Origin of the sequence: Bacteroides sp. OM05-10AA, assembly GCF_003439055.1 — a bacterium.
Lineage (GTDB): Bacteria > Bacteroidota > Bacteroidia > Bacteroidales > Bacteroidaceae > Bacteroides > Bacteroides intestinigallinarum.
Window position 1 is genome coordinate 153,398 of sequence record NZ_QSUR01000013.1, and the last position, 19,844, is coordinate 173,241.

Here is a 19,844-nt window from a genome sequence, read left to right on the forward strand (position 1 = left end):
AACAGCAATTATCATTTACTTTATGATAGGTTGATAAAAAAAGACGGTATCATGACGTATGTAGAACAAAACAAGTACCTTTGTATTTCATTCTACAAACAAAAACCATAAACACAATAAAAAACTATGGACGAAAAGATTAATTACGACGATATTCCTAAAGCATTCCTGTATTGTAGCTACAAGCAATGCCCTCGTCACAATAAATGCCTCCGATATCAGGCTATGCTCTGTATTCCAGCCCAAGTGCCCTACTACTCCACCGTCAATCCATTCCATATAGCCGGAAATGAAAAGAATTGCCATTACTTCAAACCATATCAGACCTCACACTTTGCTTCCGGAATAGATCATCTGCTGGACAATATTCCGCATTCTTTAGCCATCACGATACGCAAAGAGCTATATTCTTTAATGGGACGTAACATGTATTACCGCATCCGCAATCAAGAACGGTTGCTACATCCCGACGAACAAGAGCAAATTGCTGCAATCTTCTTGAAGCATGGTATCAAGCCGAAACCTGAATTCGATAAATACATTGATAAATACGATTGGTAAATTGCCTATCGGAGAACCATAAAGCGGCATTCCAGACCATTCAGACAAAGAAGTATTCTCACCGTAGTGAGAAAAAATTCTCATACCTATGAGAAATTATTCTCATGCCTATGAGAATTTTTTCTCATAAGCATGAGAATGTTTGAGAAAAAGCATCAACCAGTTTACTGCTTAGGCAACAGCTTTCTTAAATTGCCGGAACTGCCACCACAACATTGCACCGGATATAAGACTAGCCGCCAAATCTGCCACAGGCATACTGGCCCAAACGCCCATTTGTCCATAATAGTGAGGTAGAATCAACAGGCAGGGAACCAGAAATAACATCTGCCGCGTCAGCGACAAGAAAATGGCTTTACTTGCCATTCCGATACTCTGGAAGAAGTTGGAAGCTACCATCTGAAACCCAACAATCGGGAAGAAAAATACCACAATACGAAAACCTTTAGAAGCAATGCTGATTAATTCTTCGTCCGAAGTAAAGATGGAAGATACGATTTCCGGAATGAACATACCTATCAGGAAACCAATCGTCGTCACTACAGTAGCACAGCAAATGGTTGCTTTCAGTACTTTCGTCACACGAGGATAGAGCTTCGCACCAAAATTATATCCCGCAACAGGTTGCATTCCCTGGTTCAATCCCAACACAATCATAATAAAGACAAAGACGATGCGATTGACAATACCGAATGCACCGATTGCCAAATCACCTCCATATTCCTTCAATCCCTGATTAATCAGAATCACAATAAAGCAAGAAGCCATATTCATCAGGAAGGGAGACATACCGATAGCCAATGAATCCAGCACGATTTTCCGTTTCAAACGGAAAATACCCTTTTTCAACCGTATCAGTTCATCTTTACGACAGAACAAATGAAGCTGCCAAACCAATGCGATCAACTGTGCACAAACCGTAGCCGTAGCTGCCCCACGGATTCCCCAGTCGAATACAAAAATAAACAATGGAGCAAGCAATACATTGATTATCACTGTCGTTATTGTTGCCATCATCGCTTTCTGCGGATGACCCGAAGCACGGAGCACTGCATTCAGCCCCAAATATAAATGGGTAACCACATTTCCGAGCAAGATAACCTGCATAAATTCACGGGCATATTTCACCGTTTCATCGCTTCCCCCGAAAAAGTAAAGTATCGGATCGAGAAAAGGAAGAACAATTACCGTAAAAGAGATACCTATAATAAGATTTAATACAAACACATTTCCCAAAACCCGCTGTGCGGTATCATAATCTTTCTGTCCCAGCTTCACCGAAATCAATGTAGCCGCACCGACACCGACCAGCGAGCCGAAAGCCGCGGCAAGATTCATTAGCGGGAAAGTCAGTGCCAACCCGGAAATAGCCATCGCACCCACCCCGTGACCGATGAAAATACTATCTACCATATTATAAAGAGAAGACGCCGTCATGGCGATAATTGCCGGAATGGCATACTGCATTAAAAGCTTCCCAATCTTTTCCGTACCCAACGCAGTGGGTGTCTTTTGTCCTGTCATACCTATTAGTTTGAGGCGGCAAAGATACAAAAAAGAGGTGGATTACAGGATATATGAGAAAAGTTTCGTATTTTTGCCTCCAAAATTGAGTTAATACGTAACGAAATGAATATATTAGAACTAAGTGAACAGGAAATCATTCGACGCAACAGCCTGAATGAGCTTCGTGCAATGGGTATTGATCCGTACCCTGCAGCAGAGTATGTAACCAATGCTTTCTCTACAGATATTAAAGCTGAATTTAAAGACGACGAGGAGCCACGCCAAGTTTCCGTAGCCGGCCGTATCATGAGCCGCCGCGTGATGGGTAAAGCATCTTTCGTTGAATTGCAAGACTCTAAAGGTCGCATCCAGGTGTACATCACCCGCGATGATATCTGCCCGGGAGAAGACAAGGAACTGTACAACTCTGTATTCAAACGCCTGCTCGACTTAGGTGACTTTATCGGTATCGAAGGTTTCGTGTTCCGCACACAAATGGGTGAAATCAGTATCCATGCTAAGAAACTGACTGTACTTGCAAAGTCTATCAAACCGTTGCCTATCGTTAAATACAAAGACGGGGTAGCTTATGACTCTTTTGAAGATCCCGAACTCCGTTATCGCCAACGCTATGTAGACCTGGTAGTGAACGACGGTATCAAAGAAACATTCCTGAAACGTGCCACTGTTGTAAAAACATTGCGCAATGCTTTGGACGAAGCCGGTTACACGGAAGTGGAAACTCCCATCCTGCAATCTATTGCCGGTGGAGCAAGCGCACGCCCGTTCATCACTCACCATAACTCACTGGACATGGATCTTTACCTGCGTATCGCAACAGAACTTTATCTGAAGCGACTGATCGTAGGTGGTTTTGAAGGTGTATATGAAATAGGTAAGAACTTCCGTAACGAGGGTATGGACAAAACCCATAACCCGGAGTTCACTTGTATGGAACTCTACGTACAATATAAGGATTACAACTGGATGATGAATTTCACCGAAAAGTTGTTGGAACGTATTTGTATCGCAGTAAACGGTAGCACAGAAACAGTGGTTGACGGAAAAACCATCAACTTCAAAGCTCCTTACCGCCGTCTGCCTATTCTGGACGCTATCAAAGAGAAGACAGGATATGACCTGAACGGCAAGAGCGAAGAGGAAATCCGCCAAGTCTGCAAAGAACTGAAGATGGAAGAAATCGACGAGACGATGGGTAAAGGCAAGCTGATTGATGAAATCTTCGGAGAATTCTGCGAAGGTACATATATCCAGCCGACTTTCATCACCGATTATCCGGTTGAAATGTCTCCGCTGACCAAGATGCACCGCTCTAAACCGGGACTGACCGAACGTTTCGAACTGATGGTGAACGGTAAAGAGTTGGCTAATGCCTACTCGGAATTGAACGATCCGCTGGATCAGGAAGAACGTTTCAAAGAACAAATGCGTTTGGCCGACAAGGGAGACGACGAAGCGATGATTATCGATCAGGACTTCCTGCGCGCTTTACAATATGGTATGCCTCCTACATCGGGTATCGGTATCGGTATCGACCGTCTGGTGATGTTAATGACCGGACAGACTACCATTCAGGAAGTATTGTTCTTCCCGCAAATGCGCCCGGAAAAAGTAGTGAAAAAAGACGCTGCTGCCAAATACATGGAATTGGGAATTGCAGAAGACTGGGTTCCGGTGATTCAAAAAGCCGGTTACAACACAGTTGCCGACATGAAAGATGTCAATCCGCAGAAGCTGCACCAGGACATCTGCGGCATTAACAAGAAATATAAATTAGAACTGACCAATCCGTCGGTAAACGACGTAACTGAGTGGATACAGAAAATTTAATAAGTTCTTCATCCAAATCCATACAAATGAAATTACCCGGCAAGATAGCGATAATGGGCGGAGGAAGTTGGGCTACAGCCATCGCAAAGATGTGTCTGGCCCAGGAAGACTCTATCAATTGGTACATGCGGCGAGACGACCGCATTGCCGATTTTAAACGATTAGGGCACAATCCGGCTTATCTGACAGGAGTGAAATTTGATACGAGACGCATCACTTTCAGTTCCAACATCAACGATGTTGTGAAAGAATCGGATACGCTGATCTTCGTTACTCCCTCTCCTTATCTGAAGGCGCATCTGAAAAAGTTGAAAACCAAGATAAAAGATAAGTTTATCATCACCGCTATCAAAGGAATCGTACCCGATGACAACGTTATTGTATCGGAATACTTCACAAAAGAATATGGTGTGCCACCAGAAAACATAGCAGTCCTTGCAGGTCCCTGCCACGCAGAAGAAGTAGCTTTGGAGCGACTCTCCTACCTGACTATCGCCTGCCCTGACAAAGACAAGGCACGTATCTTCGCACGCCGTCTGGGAAGCAGCTTTATCAAAACATCTGTCAGTGATGACGTGGCGGGTATCGAATACAGTTCGGTACTCAAAAACGTGTATGCCATTGCTGCCGGTATCTGTAGCGGGCTGAAATATGGCGACAACTTCCAGGCTGTATTAATCTCTAACGCCATTCAGGAGATGAATCGTTTCCTGAACACGGTGCATCCGTTGAACAGAAACGTGGATGAATCTGTTTATCTGGGGGATTTATTGGTGACCGGCTACTCCAACTTTAGTCGTAACCGTACTTTCGGAACGATGATAGGTAAAGGGTATTCCGTGAAGAGTGCGCAAATTGAAATGGAAATGATTGCAGAGGGTTACTATGGTACGAAATGTATCAAAGAAATCAATAAGCATCATCATGTCAATATGCCGATACTGGACGCTGTGTACAACATCCTGTACGAACGTATCTCACCAATGATCGAGATTAAATTGCTGACTGACTCTTTTAGATAATCTTTAAACAAGAACGATATGATTAGTTTAAACATTGAAAAGACATTTGGATTTATCTCCAAAGAAAAGGTTTTTGCTTACGAAGCTGAAGTAAAAGCCGCACAGGAAATGCTTGAAAAAGGTACAGGCAAAGGTAATGACTTTTTAGGATGGTTGCATTTGCCTTCTTCTATCACTAAAGAACACTTGGCCGACCTGAACGCTACAGCAAAAGTATTAAGAGATAACTGTGAAGTAGTAATCGTTGCCGGTATCGGTGGCAGCTATCTGGGTGCCCGTGCCGTAATCGAAGCTTTGTCTAACAGTTTCACTTGGCTGCAGGAAAAGAAAACGGCTCCTGTCATGATCTATGCAGGACACAATATCAGCGAAGATTATCTGTACGAACTGACTGAATATCTGAAAGATAAGAAATTCGGTATCATCAATATTTCTAAATCAGGAACTACTACCGAAACTGCTCTTGCTTTCCGTTTGCTGAAAAAGCAATGTGAAGATCAGCGCGGTAAAGAAACTGCAAAGAAAGTAATCGTTGCTGTGACGGACGCTAAAAAAGGTGCTGCCCGTGTTACAGCTGACAAAGAAGGATATAAAACATTTATCATCCCTGACAACGTAGGCGGACGTTTCTCTGTACTGACTCCGGTTGGTTTGCTGCCTATCGCAGTAGCCGGATTTGATATCGACAAACTGGTTGCCGGTGCTGCCGATATGGAAAAAGTATGCGGATCGGACGTTGCATTTGCTGAAAACCCGGCTGCTATTTATGCTGCTACCCGCAATGAGTTGTACAGAAATGGCAAGAAGATCGAAATCCTCGTTAACTTCTGTCCGAAACTGCACTATGTAAGCGAATGGTGGAAACAGCTTTACGGAGAATCGGAAGGAAAAGATAATAAGGGTATTTTCCCCGCATCGGTAGATTTCTCTACAGACCTTCATTCTATGGGTCAATGGATTCAGGAAGGCGAACGTTCTATCTTCGAAACTGTGATTTCAGTAGAGAAAGTTAACCACAAACTGGAAGTTCCTTCTGACGAAGCAAATCTGGACGGCTTGAATTTCTTAGCCGGCAAGCGTGTGGACGAAGTGAACAAGATGGCCGAACTGGGAACACAGCTGGCTCACGTAGACGGTGGCGTACCTAACATGCGCATCGTACTTCCTGAATTGAGCGAATACAACATCGGTGGTCTGCTCTATTTCTTCGAAAAGGCTTGTGGTATCAGCGGTTATTTGCTGGGCGTGAACCCATTCAACCAACCGGGTGTGGAAGCATACAAAAAGAATATGTTTGCCTTGCTGGACAAACCAGGTTATGAAGAGGAATCCAAAGCGATCCGTGCAAAACTATAAATCAAGAACGTTTTATAAACGGTAAACTATAAACAATGAACGGTGAACAACTATGCTATATGCATGGATTTGTTCACCGTTCATTATTTATTATTACTCTTATTTATCATCTTCGGCTTTCGTCTTCAAGCCGATTTCTTCCTGTGCTCCTTCACATTCGGCTTTGGAAGAAAGATAGAACTCTAATTTTACATCACCGTTCTTATCTACTTGTTTAATGGTCGCAATAACCATAATTCTGGCCTTTGACACACCATCCTTAAAACGAAGCTGTCCTTTCTCCACATCTGTCAGATTTCCCTCTGTAGATACTTCTGTTTGCTCATAAAAGAGTTTAGTATCCACTTCATCGTCATTCTGAAGTTTAAAGGTTTTCAGTTCTGCCCCATTTCCATCCAAAAGCAGAAAGGCTTTCACTTCATCTCCCACTTTCAAGGCCGGCAATTCCTCCCTCTGATTCGCATAGTCTTTTTCACCGGAACTGGTATTTTCACCATCCGATTCGATCTTTGCATAAAGCTTTTCTATCTTGATAACAGGACTTTCCCCACTATTAGAGCAGGCGCCTAAAAACAATGGTAGCAACAATAATACTCTCTTTTTCATGCTATCGTCGAGTTTATAACGTTACAAAAATACACATATTCTTCTAAACAGCAAATAATTATGTAGTTAATCGCTTGGGAGCATCATTTGCAACTATCTTCCCTTTCTAACTTATCTCTCATTTTTTATCGTTATCTTTGCCTCGTATACAGTTGTAGATGAAGCGAATCAAACTTAAAAAACAAATAGAATGGCAGGAAATTTATTAAAGAAGTCCAGTGGACTCATGCTACTATGTAGCGTATCATTGCTAATAATAGTCATGACCGGTTGTCAGGAAGCCAAACTCAAAACTGTAATCGGGATAGCCAACAAACAGTGTCCGCTGGACATGGGAGAAGTCGGCAAGATTACCAGCATCATCTACGACGGGGATAACGTAGTGTACACTCTCAACATGAACGAGGAAATTACCAATATTAAGATTTTGAAAGATAATCCGGAAAGCATGAAATCATCTATCAAAATGATGTTTCAAAATCCGGCTGCTGATGTAAAGGAAATGCTGAAGCTGATGGCTAAGTGTAATTCCGGATTACACATGATATTTGTAGGGAATAAGTCGGGCGAGCAAGCGGTTTGCGAACTTACTGCCGAAGAATTGAAAGAGGTTATCAATACAAATGCCGACCCGGCACAAAGCGGACAGACAAAGCTTGAAGCACAACTGAAAATGGCGAATCTGCAATTTCCAATGCAGGCCAGTGAAGAAGTCGTTGTCGAAAAGATCGAAAGCATAGGTGAATCGGTTGTTTATATATGCAGTGTGGACGAGGAGTTGTGTCCTATCAGCCAGATTGAAGAAAACGCAGCCGAAGTGAAAGAGGGTATCGTGTCAACGCTGGCAAGTCAGACCGATCCTGCCACCCAGATATTCATAAAAACCTGCGTGGAGAACAATAAAAATATTACCTACAGATATATCGGCAAGGATTCCGGGAAACAATATGATGTGATTATCCCCCGGTCCGATCTAAAGAAAATGATTATAGAAAAATAAAATATTATCTTAAAAAGATTCCGCAACGTACAAAGTATGAAAAAGAAACTGAAAGCCGTCCTGTTTGACATGGACGGCGTACTTTTTGACTCTATGCCTTATCATTCGGAAGCCTGGCATAAAGTAATGAAATCTCATGGGCTCACTCTTAGTCGCGAAGAAGCATATATGCATGAAGGACGGACAGGAGCCTCTACAATCAATATTGTTTTTCAACGTGAATTGGGTAGAGAAGCCACACAGGAGGAAATAGAAAGTATCTATCAGGAGAAAAGTGTTTTGTTCAATTCATATCCTGAAGCAAAGCCTATGCCCGGTGCATGGGAGTTGCTGCAAAAAGTGAAGAAGGACGGTCTGATTCCGATGGTGGTCACCGGTTCCGGTCAGTTATCCCTGCTCGAACGGTTGGAACACCACTATCCGGGAATGTTTCATAAAGAACTGATGGTTACAGCGTTCGATGTAAAATATGGCAAACCCAATCCTGAGCCGTATTTGATGGCTTTGAAAAAAGGAGGGATCAAAGCGGATGAAGCGGTTGTAGTAGAAAACGCTCCGTTAGGAGTGGAAGCCGGACACAACGCGGGTATTTTCACCATAGCAGTCAATACGGGTCCTTTGAATGGACAAGTGTTGCTGGATGCCGGGGCTGATTTATTATTTCCATCCATGCAGGCGCTTAATGACACCTGGGACATGATGACTGAAAATGACATCTAAAAGCTGAAAAGAAAATTTATTCTTCAAAACAGGAGAAAAATATTGAAAAGCAGGAATATAAATAGTATTTTTACGGGAGTTTAATTCGCTTAGATTCTATCTAAGCCAACGCAGATTCTACTATGCAAAAGTTATTATCTTTACCACCCAATTTGATCCATTGCTTCCACGAACTGGAAGAAGTTAACCATACCGATTGGTTTTGTACATCAGACCCCATAGGGAGCAAACTAGGCTCCGGCGGCGGAACTACGTGGTTATTACAAGCTTGTCATCAGGCATTTGCTCCACAAGAGTCTTTCAGCAACTGGATAGGACATGAAAAAAGAATATTGCTCCATGCAGGCGGACAAAGCCGTCGGTTACCCAGCTACGGCCCTTCCGGCAAAATATTAACTCCTATCCCGATCTTCAGTTGGGAAAGAGGACAAAAGCTGAGACAGAATCTGTTATCATTGCAGCTCCCGCTCTATGAAAGGATTATGAATCAGGCTCCGGCGGGTCTGAATACGCTGATTGCTAGCGGAGATGTATATATCCGTTCGGAAAAACCGCTTCAGGATATTCCGAACGCAGATGTAGTATGCTACGGACTGTGGGTGAATCCGTCATTGGCAACTCATCATGGTGTGTTTGTTTCCGACCGGAAAAAACCGGAGGTGCTCGACTTCATGTTGCAGAAACCTTCTCTGGAAGAGTTGGAAGGATTGTCGAAAACTCATCTTTTCCTGATGGATATCGGCATCTGGATTTTGAGTGACCGCGCCATAGAAGTATTGATGAAACGGTCATTGAAAGAAGGTACGAAGGATATTACTTATTATGACTTATACTCGGACTACGGTTTGGCTTTGGGAGAGCATCCTAAAACGGAAGATGAAGAAATCAATCAGTTGTCCGTAGCTATATTGCCGTTGCCGGGTGGAGAATTCTATCATTACGGCACAAGTCACGAACTGATTTCTTCTACTTTAGCCATACAGGATAAGGTACGGGACCAAAGAAGAATCATGCACCGGAAAGTAAAGCCGAATCCGGCTATCTTTATACAGAATTCCATCACACAAGTGTCTCTTTCTGCCGACAACGCCAATTTATGGATTGAGAATAGCCATGTGGGAAAAGAATGGAAATTAGGTTCCCGCCAGATTATTACAGGAGTTCCTGAAAACCAGTGGAGCATCAATTTGCCGGATGGGGTTTGCATCGACATTATTCCTATCGGTGAGAATGAGTTTGTTGCGCGTCCGTATGGATTGGATGATGTATTCAAAGGAGCGTTGGACAAAATAACGACTACTTATCTCAATGTTCCTTTCACCCGTTGGATGGAAGATAGAGGAATTACCTGGGAGGATATAAAAGGGCGTACAGATGATTTACAATCGGCATCCATCTTCCCTAAAGTGGCTTCTGTGGAAGATTTAGGCATATTAGTACGCTGGATGACCTCGGAACCACAACTGGAAGAAGGGAAAAAACGTTGGTTGAAAGCAGAGAAAGTTTCTGCAGATGAAATATCCGCAAGCGCCAACCTCAAGCGTCTTTACGAACAGCGCAATGCTTTCCGCAAGGAAAACTGGAAAGGATTGGCGGCCAATTATGAGAAGAGTGTGTTCTATCAACTCGATTTGCTGGATGCCGCAAATGAATTTGTACGTTTCAATCTGGACATGCCTGATGTCTTGAAAGAAGATGCCGCCCCCATGTTACGGATACACAACCGGATGCTTCGTGCACGTATCATGAAACTACGTGAAGACAAGGATTGTGCCAAAGAGGAACAGGCAGCCTTTCAACTGCTTCGCGACGGTTTATTGGGGGTAATGAGCGAACGAAAGAGCCATCCCATACTCAATGTTTATTCCGATCAAATCGTATGGGGACGCAGTCCTGTGCGTATTGATGTGGCCGGAGGATGGACGGACACACCTCCCTACTCTCTTTATTCAGGAGGAAGTGTTGTAAATCTTGCTATCGAACTGAACGGTCAACCGCCGCTACAAGTATATGTGAAACCTTGCAAGGAATATCACATCACTCTTCGCTCTATCGACATGGGTGCAATGGAAGTGATAAGGAATTACGAGGAACTGCAAGATTATAAAAAGGTAGGTTCTCCATTCTCTATCCCGAAAGCTGCCCTTACATTGGCGGGTTTTGCACCGGCATTCTCTACGGAATCTTATCCTTCTTTAGCTAAACAGCTGGAAGATTTCGGTTCAGGAATCGAAATTACTCTGCTGGCTGCTATTCCTGCAGGTTCTGGCTTGGGAACCAGTTCCATACTGGCATCTACCGTGCTAGGAGCAATCAATGATTTCTGCGGACTGGCTTGGGATAAAAATGATATATGTAGTTACACATTAGTATTAGAGCAGCTCCTGACCACAGGAGGAGGTTGGCAAGATCAATATGGCGGTGTCTTTTCCGGTATTAAGTTGCTTCAATCCGAAGCAGGTTTCGAGCAGAAGCCGTTAGTACGCTGGTTACCCGATCAGCTCTTTATTCATCCTGATTACCGCGACTGTCATCTGTTATATTATACGGGAATTACTCGTACTGCTAAAAGTATTTTGGCAGAGATTGTCAGTTCCATGTTCCTCAATTCCGGTCCGCACCTAAGTTTGCTGGCCGAAATGAAAGCTCATGCAATGGATATGAGTGAAGCTATTTTACGGAGTAATTTCGAAAGTTTCGGTCGTTTAGTCGGCAAAACTTGGATACAAAACCAGGCATTAGACTGCGGGACCAATCCTCCGGCAGTAGCAGCCATTATCGAGAAAATCAAGGATTACACCTTGGGATACAAACTCCCCGGTGCAGGTGGCGGCGGTTATTTATATATGGTAGCCAAAGACCCGCAAGCAGCCGGACAAATCCGACGGATACTGACGGAACAAGCTCCTAATCCTCGTACTCGTTTTGTAGAAATGACTCTTTCTGATAAGGGACTTCAGGTTTCAAGAAGCTAAAGAGAAAGTGTTACCATAAGGCCGGTCAATCATCCGGAATCATAAAAAACAAGCTTGGACAGATTCAAACGAAATGTCCAAGCTTTAATTTTTCAATGCCATAATGATCTGTTTTACATGTTGAGACTTGAAATAACTGTAAAGTAAATCACAATAATGATAAAGCCAATAGCTCCGATAACCAGCGCAACACTAGCCCATTTCTTTTTTCTAGCTTCTTCCATTCTTATTTATATTTATTGGGATTAATATAATTTATCGTTAAATGTCTACATCTGGAAAGCTATGAACATACTACTACAGAATATCATTCTTTACTTTTTCATATCTACAAAGTTAGCATTTCTCACGAGAATTTTCTTATTTAAATCAACTTTTTCATTCTATTTAGGCTAAATTATACAACTACACACAATAATATGGAACACAACAATTTACCTATTACGACTTTTATATCATGCAAAAGTTGTACATTTGTGCAAGAATCAAAACACAGGAGGCTATGACTAAAAAAGATGCCATAAAAATATTCGAAGACAAAAAGATTCGTGCTGTATGGGACGATAAGAAGGAAGAGTGGTATTTCTCTATCGTAGATATCATAGCTGCGTTGACTGAAAGCAACAACCCTCAAACATATTGGCGTGTACTGAAAAAGAGACTATTAGACGAGGGAAACCAAACCGTTACAAATTGTAACGCTTTGAAAATGCCTGCTGCAGATGGTAAAATGCGTCTGACTGACGTGGCCACAACAGAACAGTTATTCCGCCTCATTCAATCTATTCCATCGCCTAAAGCCGAACCATTCAAAATGTGGATGGCACAGATTGCAAAAGAACGCCTCGACGAAATGCAGGATCCCGAATTAACCATTGATAGGGCAATGATGGAGTATAAAGCGCTAGGATATTCTGACAACTGGATAAACCAAAGATTGAAATCCATAGAAGTTCGAAAAGAGCTCACTGACGAATGGAAAAGAAACGGAATGCAAGAAGGTATTCAATTTGCAGCCCTAACAGACATCATATACCAAACATGGGCTGAAAAGTCTACGAAAGGATATAAGAAGTTCAAGGGATTAACAAAAGAAAATCTTCGCGATAACATGACAAATACCGAACTGATTCTCAACATGCTCGCAGAGGCAGCCACTACCGACTTGTCAAAAGAGAAAAATCCTTCCGGCTTTGTTGAAAACGCACAAGTAGCACACGAAGGGGGAAAAGTTGCAAAAGTTGCACGGGAGCAGCTAGAAAGCCAACTCGGGCATTCTGTCATCTCACCACTTAACGCAAAAAACATATTGCAGATTAATAATAAACCTGAAGAAGAAAACAAAAAAGAAGATAAGTAAACACACCAAAGTGTAGAATACAATAATAAAAAAGCCATACTCTCTGCAAGTACGGCCTTAAAGTACACCCGAAGGGAATCGAACCCTTATCTGAGGTACCGGAATCTGACAACAGAATTATATCATTAACCTATATATCAACCAATTAACATTTGCAAAAACCACTTTTTGTAGAACAATAGTAGAACATTTGCAACTTTAGTGAAAAACCGTCCGAAATTCACATTCCAGACGGCTCATTTAACGCAACACTGATTATGACATCAGTGTTGGTGCAAAGATAGAAATTACCTCAACAATCTACAAATTATTATCTTTCTTTAAAGTCTTACCTATAAAATCCATAGGAGACAGAATTTCAGGAAACTTCAAATAGTTACCAATAAAGGTCTGCGTCTCTTCAAATTTACTATGTACATACTTTAATGCTTTTCCTCCTGCCCGAAGTCTTTCATTTAATACTTGGTCGGCATTATTCCTCTTCATTATTTTGCAAGTTTACCGTTAGTAACTATATTTGTAGTCTCTAACCTTCCTACACAAAACGCAAATGCGCCAGAACGCAGCAGAGGACTTTAAGCCCCCGGCTGTGCGTTCTGGCGCATGTTGTTAGTAGGTAGGTTAGAGCATTTACTAACGGCTGGGGGCTTTTTCTTTCACCCCCGGAAGGTCTGGTTATTTATCTTTCTTCTTTTTCCTCTTGTACACTAACCAGGCAATGATACAAGATATAATAAGCAGAGCTATTCCTGCTCCGGCCCATCCGATCTGTTTAAATATGGTTGACTCGTCTTTTTGTTTATCCCCTTCCAAATGAATGTTTTCCTGTTTCTTGGTAAACATTGATTCAGTGGAAACCAAATTTTCTTTCTTTTCAATATCCTCCTGCCGATTATGATCTAACTCCTTATTAGTTCCGGTCCACTTTTCCGATTTTATTGGTGGCTTACCAGTGACCGGGTCAACTGGTTTGTCGGTATCATAATTCACTTCATAGGATTCAGCCGTTTCAGTAGCTTTATCTGATTCCGTTATTTGAACCTTCTTATCTGTCGAAGATGTATCTTTACGTTGCCTGCTAGACGCATCTTCTGTTGAAGTATTCAGCTTCATGTTTGAACGGTGACTGCCGCAGGATATGAACCATATTGCTGACGTCAGCAATATGATAATGTAGATTAACCGACTCATGGCCGGATAACTGTATTGCGTAAGAAGTTGGAAAACTCACTCCTTACATCGAAGCAGGGACACGCCTTTATGTATTCCGCAGGTTCTACTTCCCCGCTTCCGTCCAGATCCGGAGAAGTATCACGGTGTCCGAGTACTTCAATTATAGGATATTCCTTACAAAGCTTCGCTACCAGTTCACATAATGCTGCCTTTTGAGCCGAAGTACGAGTATCGGCAGGTTTTCCGGATGCATCTAGTCCACCTATGTAACAAATGCCGATAGAATGTCTGTTATACGAAGATTCGCTAAAACCTTTCGTATTGCAATGCGCCCCATCGATGGAAAGCGGGCGACCGTTCTCTACCATTCCGTTCAGGTCAATGACAAAGTTATAACCTATTTGGTTAAACCCTCTTTGTTTATGCATACGGTCAATGTCCTTTGCACGTAAATCCTGCCCGACCTTTGTTGCCGAGCAATGGATGATAATTGCATCAATAGTTTTCATTTTACGTCTCCTTTTTGTAAGTAGTTCGTTAAATAGGGGATGTTCTTTATAAACTCAACGCTTAGAACATAATGCAGGAAAGCTACTACCTTGTAACCATTACTAGAGTTAGGGAGAATCTCTTTGATATTCCTTAGAATGTTCACCCCGTAGAAATAGAAAACGCTATACGTAATAAATGAAACACATTGTAACGCGCCTTCCGGATTGCCTTTGTGTTCACCAATAAAGTAGATGCAACTAACCAAGGCAAAGAAAATAGTTGCTTCTACAATACATTTCCAAGCTTTTTTGAATGAAAAGCTCTCATGATTGATAAGGAGTGCCGTAAGCAGTCCACAAATGAAATTGAGGGCAAATACAGCAATAAGACTTTTGATTTCCCCAGAGATAGGATTAAGATAAGCAGCTATGCCGGTAACCAATCCAATAAGTAAGTTTTTAAAATACTCCATAATCATTTATCTAAAATATTAATACTTTATTTAAAGACTTCGCTACAATCGTCAATGGCTGTCTGAAACACTTGTTTCACTTCGCCAGAGGTTAGCCCATGATCCTCATGTAGCGAGAAACCGGTTACTCCATTTCGTGATGCATTGAAGAATCCGACAGTCGTTTCATCTTTGACAATCTCGGCAGTAATATCTTTGACCGCTTCGGTGCCACGGGTTGACATTCTGTATTTAATTCTGATAACGTCTGTAACCTTAGTTGAAGCAGTACTGTTAGTTGTTGTGATGTTCATTCCTTGTTTCCTCCTTCTATTAAATCATAAATTTGTCCGTATGTACCTGCAGTAAGATACTCTCCACAAATTTCTTTTAATAGAGCAGCATCTTCAGTTTCAATATCAAGTACTCCACGATTGTTAATAATCTGTTGTAGCATTTTATATGCTCGTAATTTCTTGGAAGTTTCCATATTCTTCTGTGGATTAGAGCCTGCTGCAAATAATGCCTCTGCAACCAAATCACGAAGAGATTTCTTACTTTCCTTACCATTCACCAATTCGACAAACTCCCGACCTCTAAAGTCAAGTAAGTTTCTGTTTAAATTTACTTTCATAATTTTTATCTTATTTCTACGATTAACCCTTTTACTATATGCAAAGTCTTTCCTCGTGTAGAAGGATCTAAAAGTGTAATTGTGCTATCTGAAATAACAGGCCAATAGCTCCCATTGCCATCACTCGGAAAGAATCCATTTGCCGTTACATCTCCTAGTACCCTTACGTTGCCATCGAAGAAACCAGCATAAATATAATTATCTGGATAACGAGGATTGCCAAGATTAGAAGACCCATAAATAGCAGCACTTCCCCCAAATCCCGCTCCAATAGCAGCAACACCGAAATTACCATCAGTAGCAGGGTTGAAAGTAACATGTACAACCCCCTCTTTGGTCATATTACTATAACCTAATTTTAGAGTACGAGAAATACCCCCAAAATAATCACCTGCTTTCCAAACTAAACGCCCATCATTAATAGAGAAGCCGCCAATGAAGCCGGAATTAGCATCAATACGGCGTACTTTAATTAGATCAGTATTCAAATACCCACCTATAATAATTGTACTACCGAGTTGAGCAGCTTCAACAGCATCTTTAAAAGCTAGTCCACCAAGCCCGGAGCGGTCAACCTTCGCATTAATCATTGTTTGCAAATCACTGTGAAGTGCTGTGATGGTTACCGCGCCTTGCAGATTTATTTTAGAAGAATGAATAGTCGTTTCTCCTGCTGCTTGGTTAATATAAGATATAAGCGTGTCCCCGTTTTCCAGCTCTTTAGAAGCGTATATCTTATTGCCGTCAGCAGTAGTAATCCAACCAGCAGTATCTATCCGCTGCGTCAAACTATCGACGCGCGTAACTTGTGCAGAGATTTGAGTATTGAGCACTTTCAGATCAGCAGTACATTCATCTGAATAGCTTTTCAATTTGTCTTGAATAGCTTTGTTTGTTCCTTCAACAGCTGTATTGAAACTGGCTAAAGCAGAGTTGAATAAAGCGAACTTATCATCTACATTCTTTTTTTCCTCAACAGTCGTTTGTCCATCTGCAATAGCCGTATTTATTGCAGCAATAAGATTATCAATTGCACCTGACAAAGAAACCTTAGCATTAAGTAGATCTGTTTTAGCAGAGCCTTCCAGATAGGCATTCACGTATAGTTTATTATATGTAGCTTCAACGGCAGATTTCGTATTCTTAACTGTATTCAGATACTTCTCTATTGCTTTCGCTTCCGCCCCGTCAATAATGCCATCAGCAAAAGCTCCATCTACGTAGTCATGTAAGCCATCGACTGAATCGGCTGCATCTTGTGCAGCCTTGGCTGCGTTCGCAGCGTCCTCTAAAGCTTGTATCGCTTGTTTCAGTGCCTCGTCGGAATATTCCTTTAGTTTATCCTGTATTGCCTTATTAGCTTCCTCAACAGCTGTGTTGAAAGTCGCTAAGGCTGAATTAAACAGAGTAAACTTATTATCTACCTCTCTTTTTTCCTCTACAGTGGCCTGTCCGTCAGCGATGACCGTATTGATAGCATTTATAAGGTTCTCAATACTTCCCATCAATGTAACCTTAGCATTGAGCAAACTAATCTTTGCAGAGCCGGATAAATAAACATTCGTGTAGAGTTTATTGTAAGTTGCTTCGATAGCCTGTTTGGTATTGTTGACAGTATTGATATACTTTTCAATAGCTTTTGCTTCTGCTTCGTCTATAATTCCGTCAGCGAAGGCTCCATCTATATAGTTATGAAGTCCTTCCACTGAATCAGCAGCATCCTTGGCCGCTTTAGCTGCATCCTTTATTTCCTGATGAGCATCTTCCCATTCAGATAGATTTTCTAATCCGGAGGAACCGGCTTTAATTTGAATATTTCCGCCTATTTCCCCTTTTACCAAATCGAAGTACGTCTTTCCGTCCGGCGAAATAATCCGTTCTGTTGTTACACGTCCCGGGAGAATCTCTGTGAATCCGTATAATTCGACAAAACTTCTACTACCGTCATACTCACTATTAAGCACTCCAGTGAGTAAATGATAATATCCGGTTATCTGTTCCATTTTAATAGCCGTTTCACTCAAGAGGAATGTCCCTGTTTGATTCTCCTTGCTAACTTTGGCATACAGATAATATTTCTTTACCGGATCAATAAGCACCGGAGAATTGTATTCAGCCATATCCCAGTACTTGTATTCATCTGCCTTGTGGGAAGAAGAAAGAGAGCTAATGCCTAGTGTCAAATGCTGAATGATTCCTGCCGGAGCGTTCAGTATTTTAGTATTGGCATTATAGGTGATATTATGAGCTAATTGAACCGGATTCGTTTTTGAATTGACAAAACGGAATTGCAAACTTTCATCACCTACAAGCAGTTGCATGGTTGAAACGGTTATCGGATTGACAGAGCCGGAGAAATTCAACAGTGCATCTTCAAGCATAGACATCGTTTCCTTTGCGTCACGGAAACGACGTTTAGTGAATTGTAAAGCGTCCTTATGCTTCTCAATAACTGTCACCTCGTTAGTTTCAATCTTGTTCAGATCACTTGAAACAGACGTACCTATCGGTTCGTTAGACAACTCTATTTCCGGAGAATATGGATTATTAACATAGTGTTTGATTCCGATCATCCGGATAAGAGAACCTTCTGGATGAAACTGTGTGTCAGAGAAGTTCACATATCCACCTAGCACAATCTTTCCGCCTATCTCCAACCAGCGTTTTTTAGCCCAAATTCCATCGAGCGTGCCGGTAAATGTGAACTTCTTATCTTCATGCTCGTACAGGTACTTGGCTGCTTCCTTGAAAGCTTCCCAGCTCGCACCCGTTTGTGTGCTATCGTTACAGATATAAGCCTTCGGCAATTGCATTCCGAACACTGCGTATGTATCACCAACCTTCGGTCGCCAGACTTCCGGCTCCGGCATAGTAATACCATCAATTTCCTGCGGAACAATTTCAAATCGACGTGCCTCTTTCTTGTCTTTCGCTTCATGGATATACTTTACTTCGAACTCCTTGCCTGTAAGCATACCAGTCTGGAAAATAACCGTCATTGTTTCTCCTGCAATCAAACAATCCTCAAAATTCAACTCTTCCGGGATGTCTTTATCTACAAAGTCAAAGAAGTTATTCTCCTTGTTCACCTCAATAACAGCACTGACAGTACCGACACGGGAAGGATAAATAGCCGTGCAATCCAGACTATCTTCCTTTGCTGTTGTAAGCTCTTTGTCAGCACGCATGACACAAGTCCCATCCACATCTGTTTTATAAGTTCTACCTTCATAAACAAGGGTCTTAGCTTTTGGCAGCAATAGATTCTTTGCTCCGTACGTAGAATAGTCAATATTCCGATCTGTCGTGTCGACCAGAATTATTTCAGGCGGTATCTCCCCAAACTGTCGTCCTACCCCAACTTTGAACCCATATCCCTTGCCGTACGAGAGCTTTAAAGGATTATCTTTATTATATTCTACTTTACGAAGATGAACGGTCTTTATATTATTTTCCTCGGTTATTTCCCACTCTGTTTCGTACATATCCGCAAGCTGATTCAAAGCATCACGAATGTACGTATGACTATAATTGATAACTTTTTCTGTACCTTCGATGCAATCACCAACTTTCCATCCAATACCACGACGATTTAGATTCTCAACTAATAACCGAAGGTGCTCATTGGGTTTAGCTGTATATGAGAATTTAATACTTCTGTCAACGGTATGGCGTACTTTCCACAACATCGTATCAGCCTTGCCCGTTTCAAGAATCAGTGTATATTCGAAGTTACGTTCACCGTTTTTCTTGAAATTGCTATCCTTCTTCAAAGAATAACGCTTTCCATAGAAGTCACACCAAGAGCCAACCGGTATTTCAAGATATCCGGGATAATCGAAATATAAAGTTAATGAGCACTCCTCCATGATCGCTTCATAAGAGTAGCTTTCATCTTTTACTTCGAGCTTTATTTCTTCTGAACCATTATATAAAGTAATCATATCTATTATAAGCTATCAATCAATGAAATATGTTCGGCTCAAAGATAACAAATAAGCGTTTATTAAACACACATACAAGGATAAAAAAATAGAAAATAAAGAATAAGAACAATATAAGTCAGTAACCAAATAAAGTTTAAATAGCCTCCTCCCACCCTATTCAAAGCCTGTTTTTATACCTAAGTTCTCTCGG

16 protein-coding genes and 1 pseudogene are annotated in these 19,844 nt (G+C 41.7%); 8 read left to right on the forward strand and 9 right to left on the reverse strand.

All coding sequences use genetic code 11. The features are described from left to right. Window positions 1-126: 126 nt before the first annotated feature. A complete protein-coding gene (locus DXB58_RS12445; protein ID WP_122136926.1) occupies window positions 127-561 on the forward strand; it encodes a DUF6078 family protein in 435 nt (144 codons plus the stop codon). A 171-nt stretch (window positions 562-732) separates the two neighbouring features. Here DXB58_RS12445 and DXB58_RS12450 read toward each other — a convergent pair whose 3' ends face one another. Continuing rightward, a complete protein-coding gene (locus DXB58_RS12450; protein WP_122136927.1) occupies window positions 733-2,085 on the reverse strand; it encodes an MATE family efflux transporter in 1,353 nt (450 codons plus the stop codon). A 105-nt stretch (window positions 2,086-2,190) separates the two neighbouring features. Between DXB58_RS12450 and lysS the strand changes: the two genes are divergently transcribed. Genes lysS through DXB58_RS12465 form a run of 3 tightly spaced genes read left to right on the forward strand, consistent with a single transcriptional unit; the run spans window position 2,191 to window position 6,296 of the window. Beyond that, on the forward strand, window positions 2,191-3,918 hold the full coding sequence (gene lysS / locus DXB58_RS12455; RefSeq protein ID WP_004306657.1) for a lysine--tRNA ligase: 1,728 nt from the start codon (window positions 2,191-2,193) through the stop codon (window positions 3,916-3,918). A 26-nt stretch (window positions 3,919-3,944) separates the two neighbouring features. Continuing rightward, window positions 3,945-4,940: an NAD(P)H-dependent glycerol-3-phosphate dehydrogenase gene (locus DXB58_RS12460; protein ID WP_004299378.1), complete on the forward strand. Its 996-nt coding sequence runs from the start codon at window positions 3,945-3,947 to the stop codon at window positions 4,938-4,940. An 18-nt stretch (window positions 4,941-4,958) separates the two neighbouring features. Further along, on the forward strand, window positions 4,959-6,296 hold the full coding sequence (locus DXB58_RS12465; RefSeq protein WP_117934223.1) for a glucose-6-phosphate isomerase: 1,338 nt from the start codon (window positions 4,959-4,961) through the stop codon (window positions 6,294-6,296). Window positions 6,297-6,395: 99 nt separating this feature from the next. Here the strand turns inward: DXB58_RS12465 and DXB58_RS12470 are convergent, their stop codons facing one another. Beyond that, window positions 6,396-6,902, reverse strand: a complete 507-nt coding sequence (locus tag DXB58_RS12470) for a DUF5035 domain-containing protein (RefSeq protein ID WP_008998889.1) — start codon at window positions 6,900-6,902, stop codon at window positions 6,396-6,398. 190 nt (window positions 6,903-7,092) lie between these two features. Here DXB58_RS12470 and DXB58_RS12475 point away from each other — a divergent pair, with 190 nt between their 5' ends. From DXB58_RS12475 to DXB58_RS12490, 4 genes and pseudogenes are all read left to right on the forward strand, one after another. Next, a complete protein-coding gene (locus tag DXB58_RS12475; protein WP_122136928.1) occupies window positions 7,093-7,902 on the forward strand; it encodes a hypothetical protein in 810 nt (269 codons plus the stop codon). 36 nt (window positions 7,903-7,938) lie between these two features. Continuing rightward, window positions 7,939-8,622, forward strand: a complete 684-nt coding sequence (locus DXB58_RS12480) for an HAD family hydrolase (protein ID WP_004312359.1) — start codon at window positions 7,939-7,941, stop codon at window positions 8,620-8,622. Window positions 8,623-8,741: 119 nt separating this feature from the next. Continuing rightward, window positions 8,742-11,597, forward strand: a pseudogene (locus DXB58_RS12485) (bifunctional fucokinase/fucose-1-phosphate guanylyltransferase); the annotation flags it as partial. A 502-nt stretch (window positions 11,598-12,099) separates the two neighbouring features. Then, on the forward strand, window positions 12,100-12,957 hold the full coding sequence (locus DXB58_RS12490; protein WP_122136938.1) for a Bro-N domain-containing protein: 858 nt from the start codon (window positions 12,100-12,102) through the stop codon (window positions 12,955-12,957). A 300-nt stretch (window positions 12,958-13,257) separates the two neighbouring features. Here DXB58_RS12490 and DXB58_RS12495 read toward each other — a convergent pair whose 3' ends face one another. The 7 genes from DXB58_RS12495 to DXB58_RS12525 form a co-directional block, all read right to left on the reverse strand. Beyond that, a complete protein-coding gene (locus DXB58_RS12495) occupies window positions 13,258-13,443 on the reverse strand; it encodes a hypothetical protein (RefSeq protein ID WP_122136929.1) in 186 nt (61 codons plus the stop codon). A 189-nt stretch (window positions 13,444-13,632) separates the two neighbouring features. Then, on the reverse strand, window positions 13,633-14,148 hold the full coding sequence (locus DXB58_RS12500; RefSeq protein ID WP_147338727.1) for a hypothetical protein: 516 nt from the start codon (window positions 14,146-14,148) through the stop codon (window positions 13,633-13,635). Next, complete coding sequence (locus tag DXB58_RS12505) at window positions 14,145-14,639, reverse strand: N-acetylmuramoyl-L-alanine amidase (protein WP_122136931.1); 495 nt, start codon at window positions 14,637-14,639, stop codon at window positions 14,145-14,147. The genes DXB58_RS12500 and DXB58_RS12505 overlap by 4 nt, the downstream gene beginning before the upstream one ends. Continuing rightward, window positions 14,636-15,100: a phage holin family protein gene (locus DXB58_RS12510; RefSeq protein ID WP_122136932.1), complete on the reverse strand. Its 465-nt coding sequence runs from the start codon at window positions 15,098-15,100 to the stop codon at window positions 14,636-14,638. The genes DXB58_RS12505 and DXB58_RS12510 overlap by 4 nt, the downstream gene beginning before the upstream one ends. Before the next feature lie 20 nt (window positions 15,101-15,120). Beyond that, complete coding sequence (locus DXB58_RS12515) at window positions 15,121-15,387, reverse strand: hypothetical protein (RefSeq protein ID WP_122136933.1); 267 nt, start codon at window positions 15,385-15,387, stop codon at window positions 15,121-15,123. Then, complete coding sequence (locus tag DXB58_RS12520) at window positions 15,384-15,707, reverse strand: hypothetical protein (protein WP_117611185.1); 324 nt, start codon at window positions 15,705-15,707, stop codon at window positions 15,384-15,386. Before DXB58_RS12520 ends, DXB58_RS12515 begins: the two co-directional genes overlap by 4 nt. 5 nt (window positions 15,708-15,712) lie before the next feature. After that, the gene (locus tag DXB58_RS12525; protein WP_122136934.1) at window positions 15,713-19,651 is read right to left on the reverse strand and encodes a hypothetical protein; all 3,939 of its coding nucleotides are present in this window, start codon (window positions 19,649-19,651) and stop codon (window positions 15,713-15,715) included. Between the last annotated feature and the right edge of the window lie 193 nt (window positions 19,652-19,844).

Excerpts from the sequence above, each read along its gene's own strand:
- DXB58_RS12445 (WP_122136926.1), top strand. The coding sequence starts at position 127 with ATGGACGAAAAGATTAATTACGACGATATTCCTAAAGCATTCCTGTAT.
- DXB58_RS12450 (WP_122136927.1), bottom strand. The coding sequence starts at position 2,085 with ATGACAGGACAAAAGACACCCACTGCGTTGGGTACGGAAAAGATTGGG.
- lysS (WP_004306657.1), top strand. The coding sequence starts at position 2,191 with ATGAATATATTAGAACTAAGTGAACAGGAAATCATTCGACGCAACAGC.
- DXB58_RS12460 (WP_004299378.1), top strand. The coding sequence starts at position 3,945 with ATGAAATTACCCGGCAAGATAGCGATAATGGGCGGAGGAAGTTGGGCT.
- DXB58_RS12465 (WP_117934223.1), top strand. The coding sequence starts at position 4,959 with ATGATTAGTTTAAACATTGAAAAGACATTTGGATTTATCTCCAAAGAA.
- DXB58_RS12470 (WP_008998889.1), bottom strand. The coding sequence starts at position 6,902 with ATGAAAAAGAGAGTATTATTGTTGCTACCATTGTTTTTAGGCGCCTGC.
- DXB58_RS12475 (WP_122136928.1), top strand. The coding sequence starts at position 7,093 with ATGGCAGGAAATTTATTAAAGAAGTCCAGTGGACTCATGCTACTATGT.
- DXB58_RS12480 (WP_004312359.1), top strand. The coding sequence starts at position 7,939 with ATGAAAAAGAAACTGAAAGCCGTCCTGTTTGACATGGACGGCGTACTT.
- DXB58_RS12490 (WP_122136938.1), top strand. The coding sequence starts at position 12,100 with ATGACTAAAAAAGATGCCATAAAAATATTCGAAGACAAAAAGATTCGT.
- DXB58_RS12495 (WP_122136929.1), bottom strand. The coding sequence starts at position 13,443 with ATGAAGAGGAATAATGCCGACCAAGTATTAAATGAAAGACTTCGGGCA.
- DXB58_RS12500 (WP_147338727.1), bottom strand. The coding sequence starts at position 14,148 with ATGAGTCGGTTAATCTACATTATCATATTGCTGACGTCAGCAATATGG.
- DXB58_RS12505 (WP_122136931.1), bottom strand. The coding sequence starts at position 14,639 with ATGAAAACTATTGATGCAATTATCATCCATTGCTCGGCAACAAAGGTC.
- DXB58_RS12510 (WP_122136932.1), bottom strand. The coding sequence starts at position 15,100 with ATGATTATGGAGTATTTTAAAAACTTACTTATTGGATTGGTTACCGGC.
- DXB58_RS12515 (WP_122136933.1), bottom strand. The coding sequence starts at position 15,387 with ATGAACATCACAACAACTAACAGTACTGCTTCAACTAAGGTTACAGAC.
- DXB58_RS12520 (WP_117611185.1), bottom strand. The coding sequence starts at position 15,707 with ATGAAAGTAAATTTAAACAGAAACTTACTTGACTTTAGAGGTCGGGAG.
- DXB58_RS12525 (WP_122136934.1), bottom strand. The coding sequence starts at position 19,651 with ATGATTACTTTATATAATGGTTCAGAAGAAATAAAGCTCGAAGTAAAA.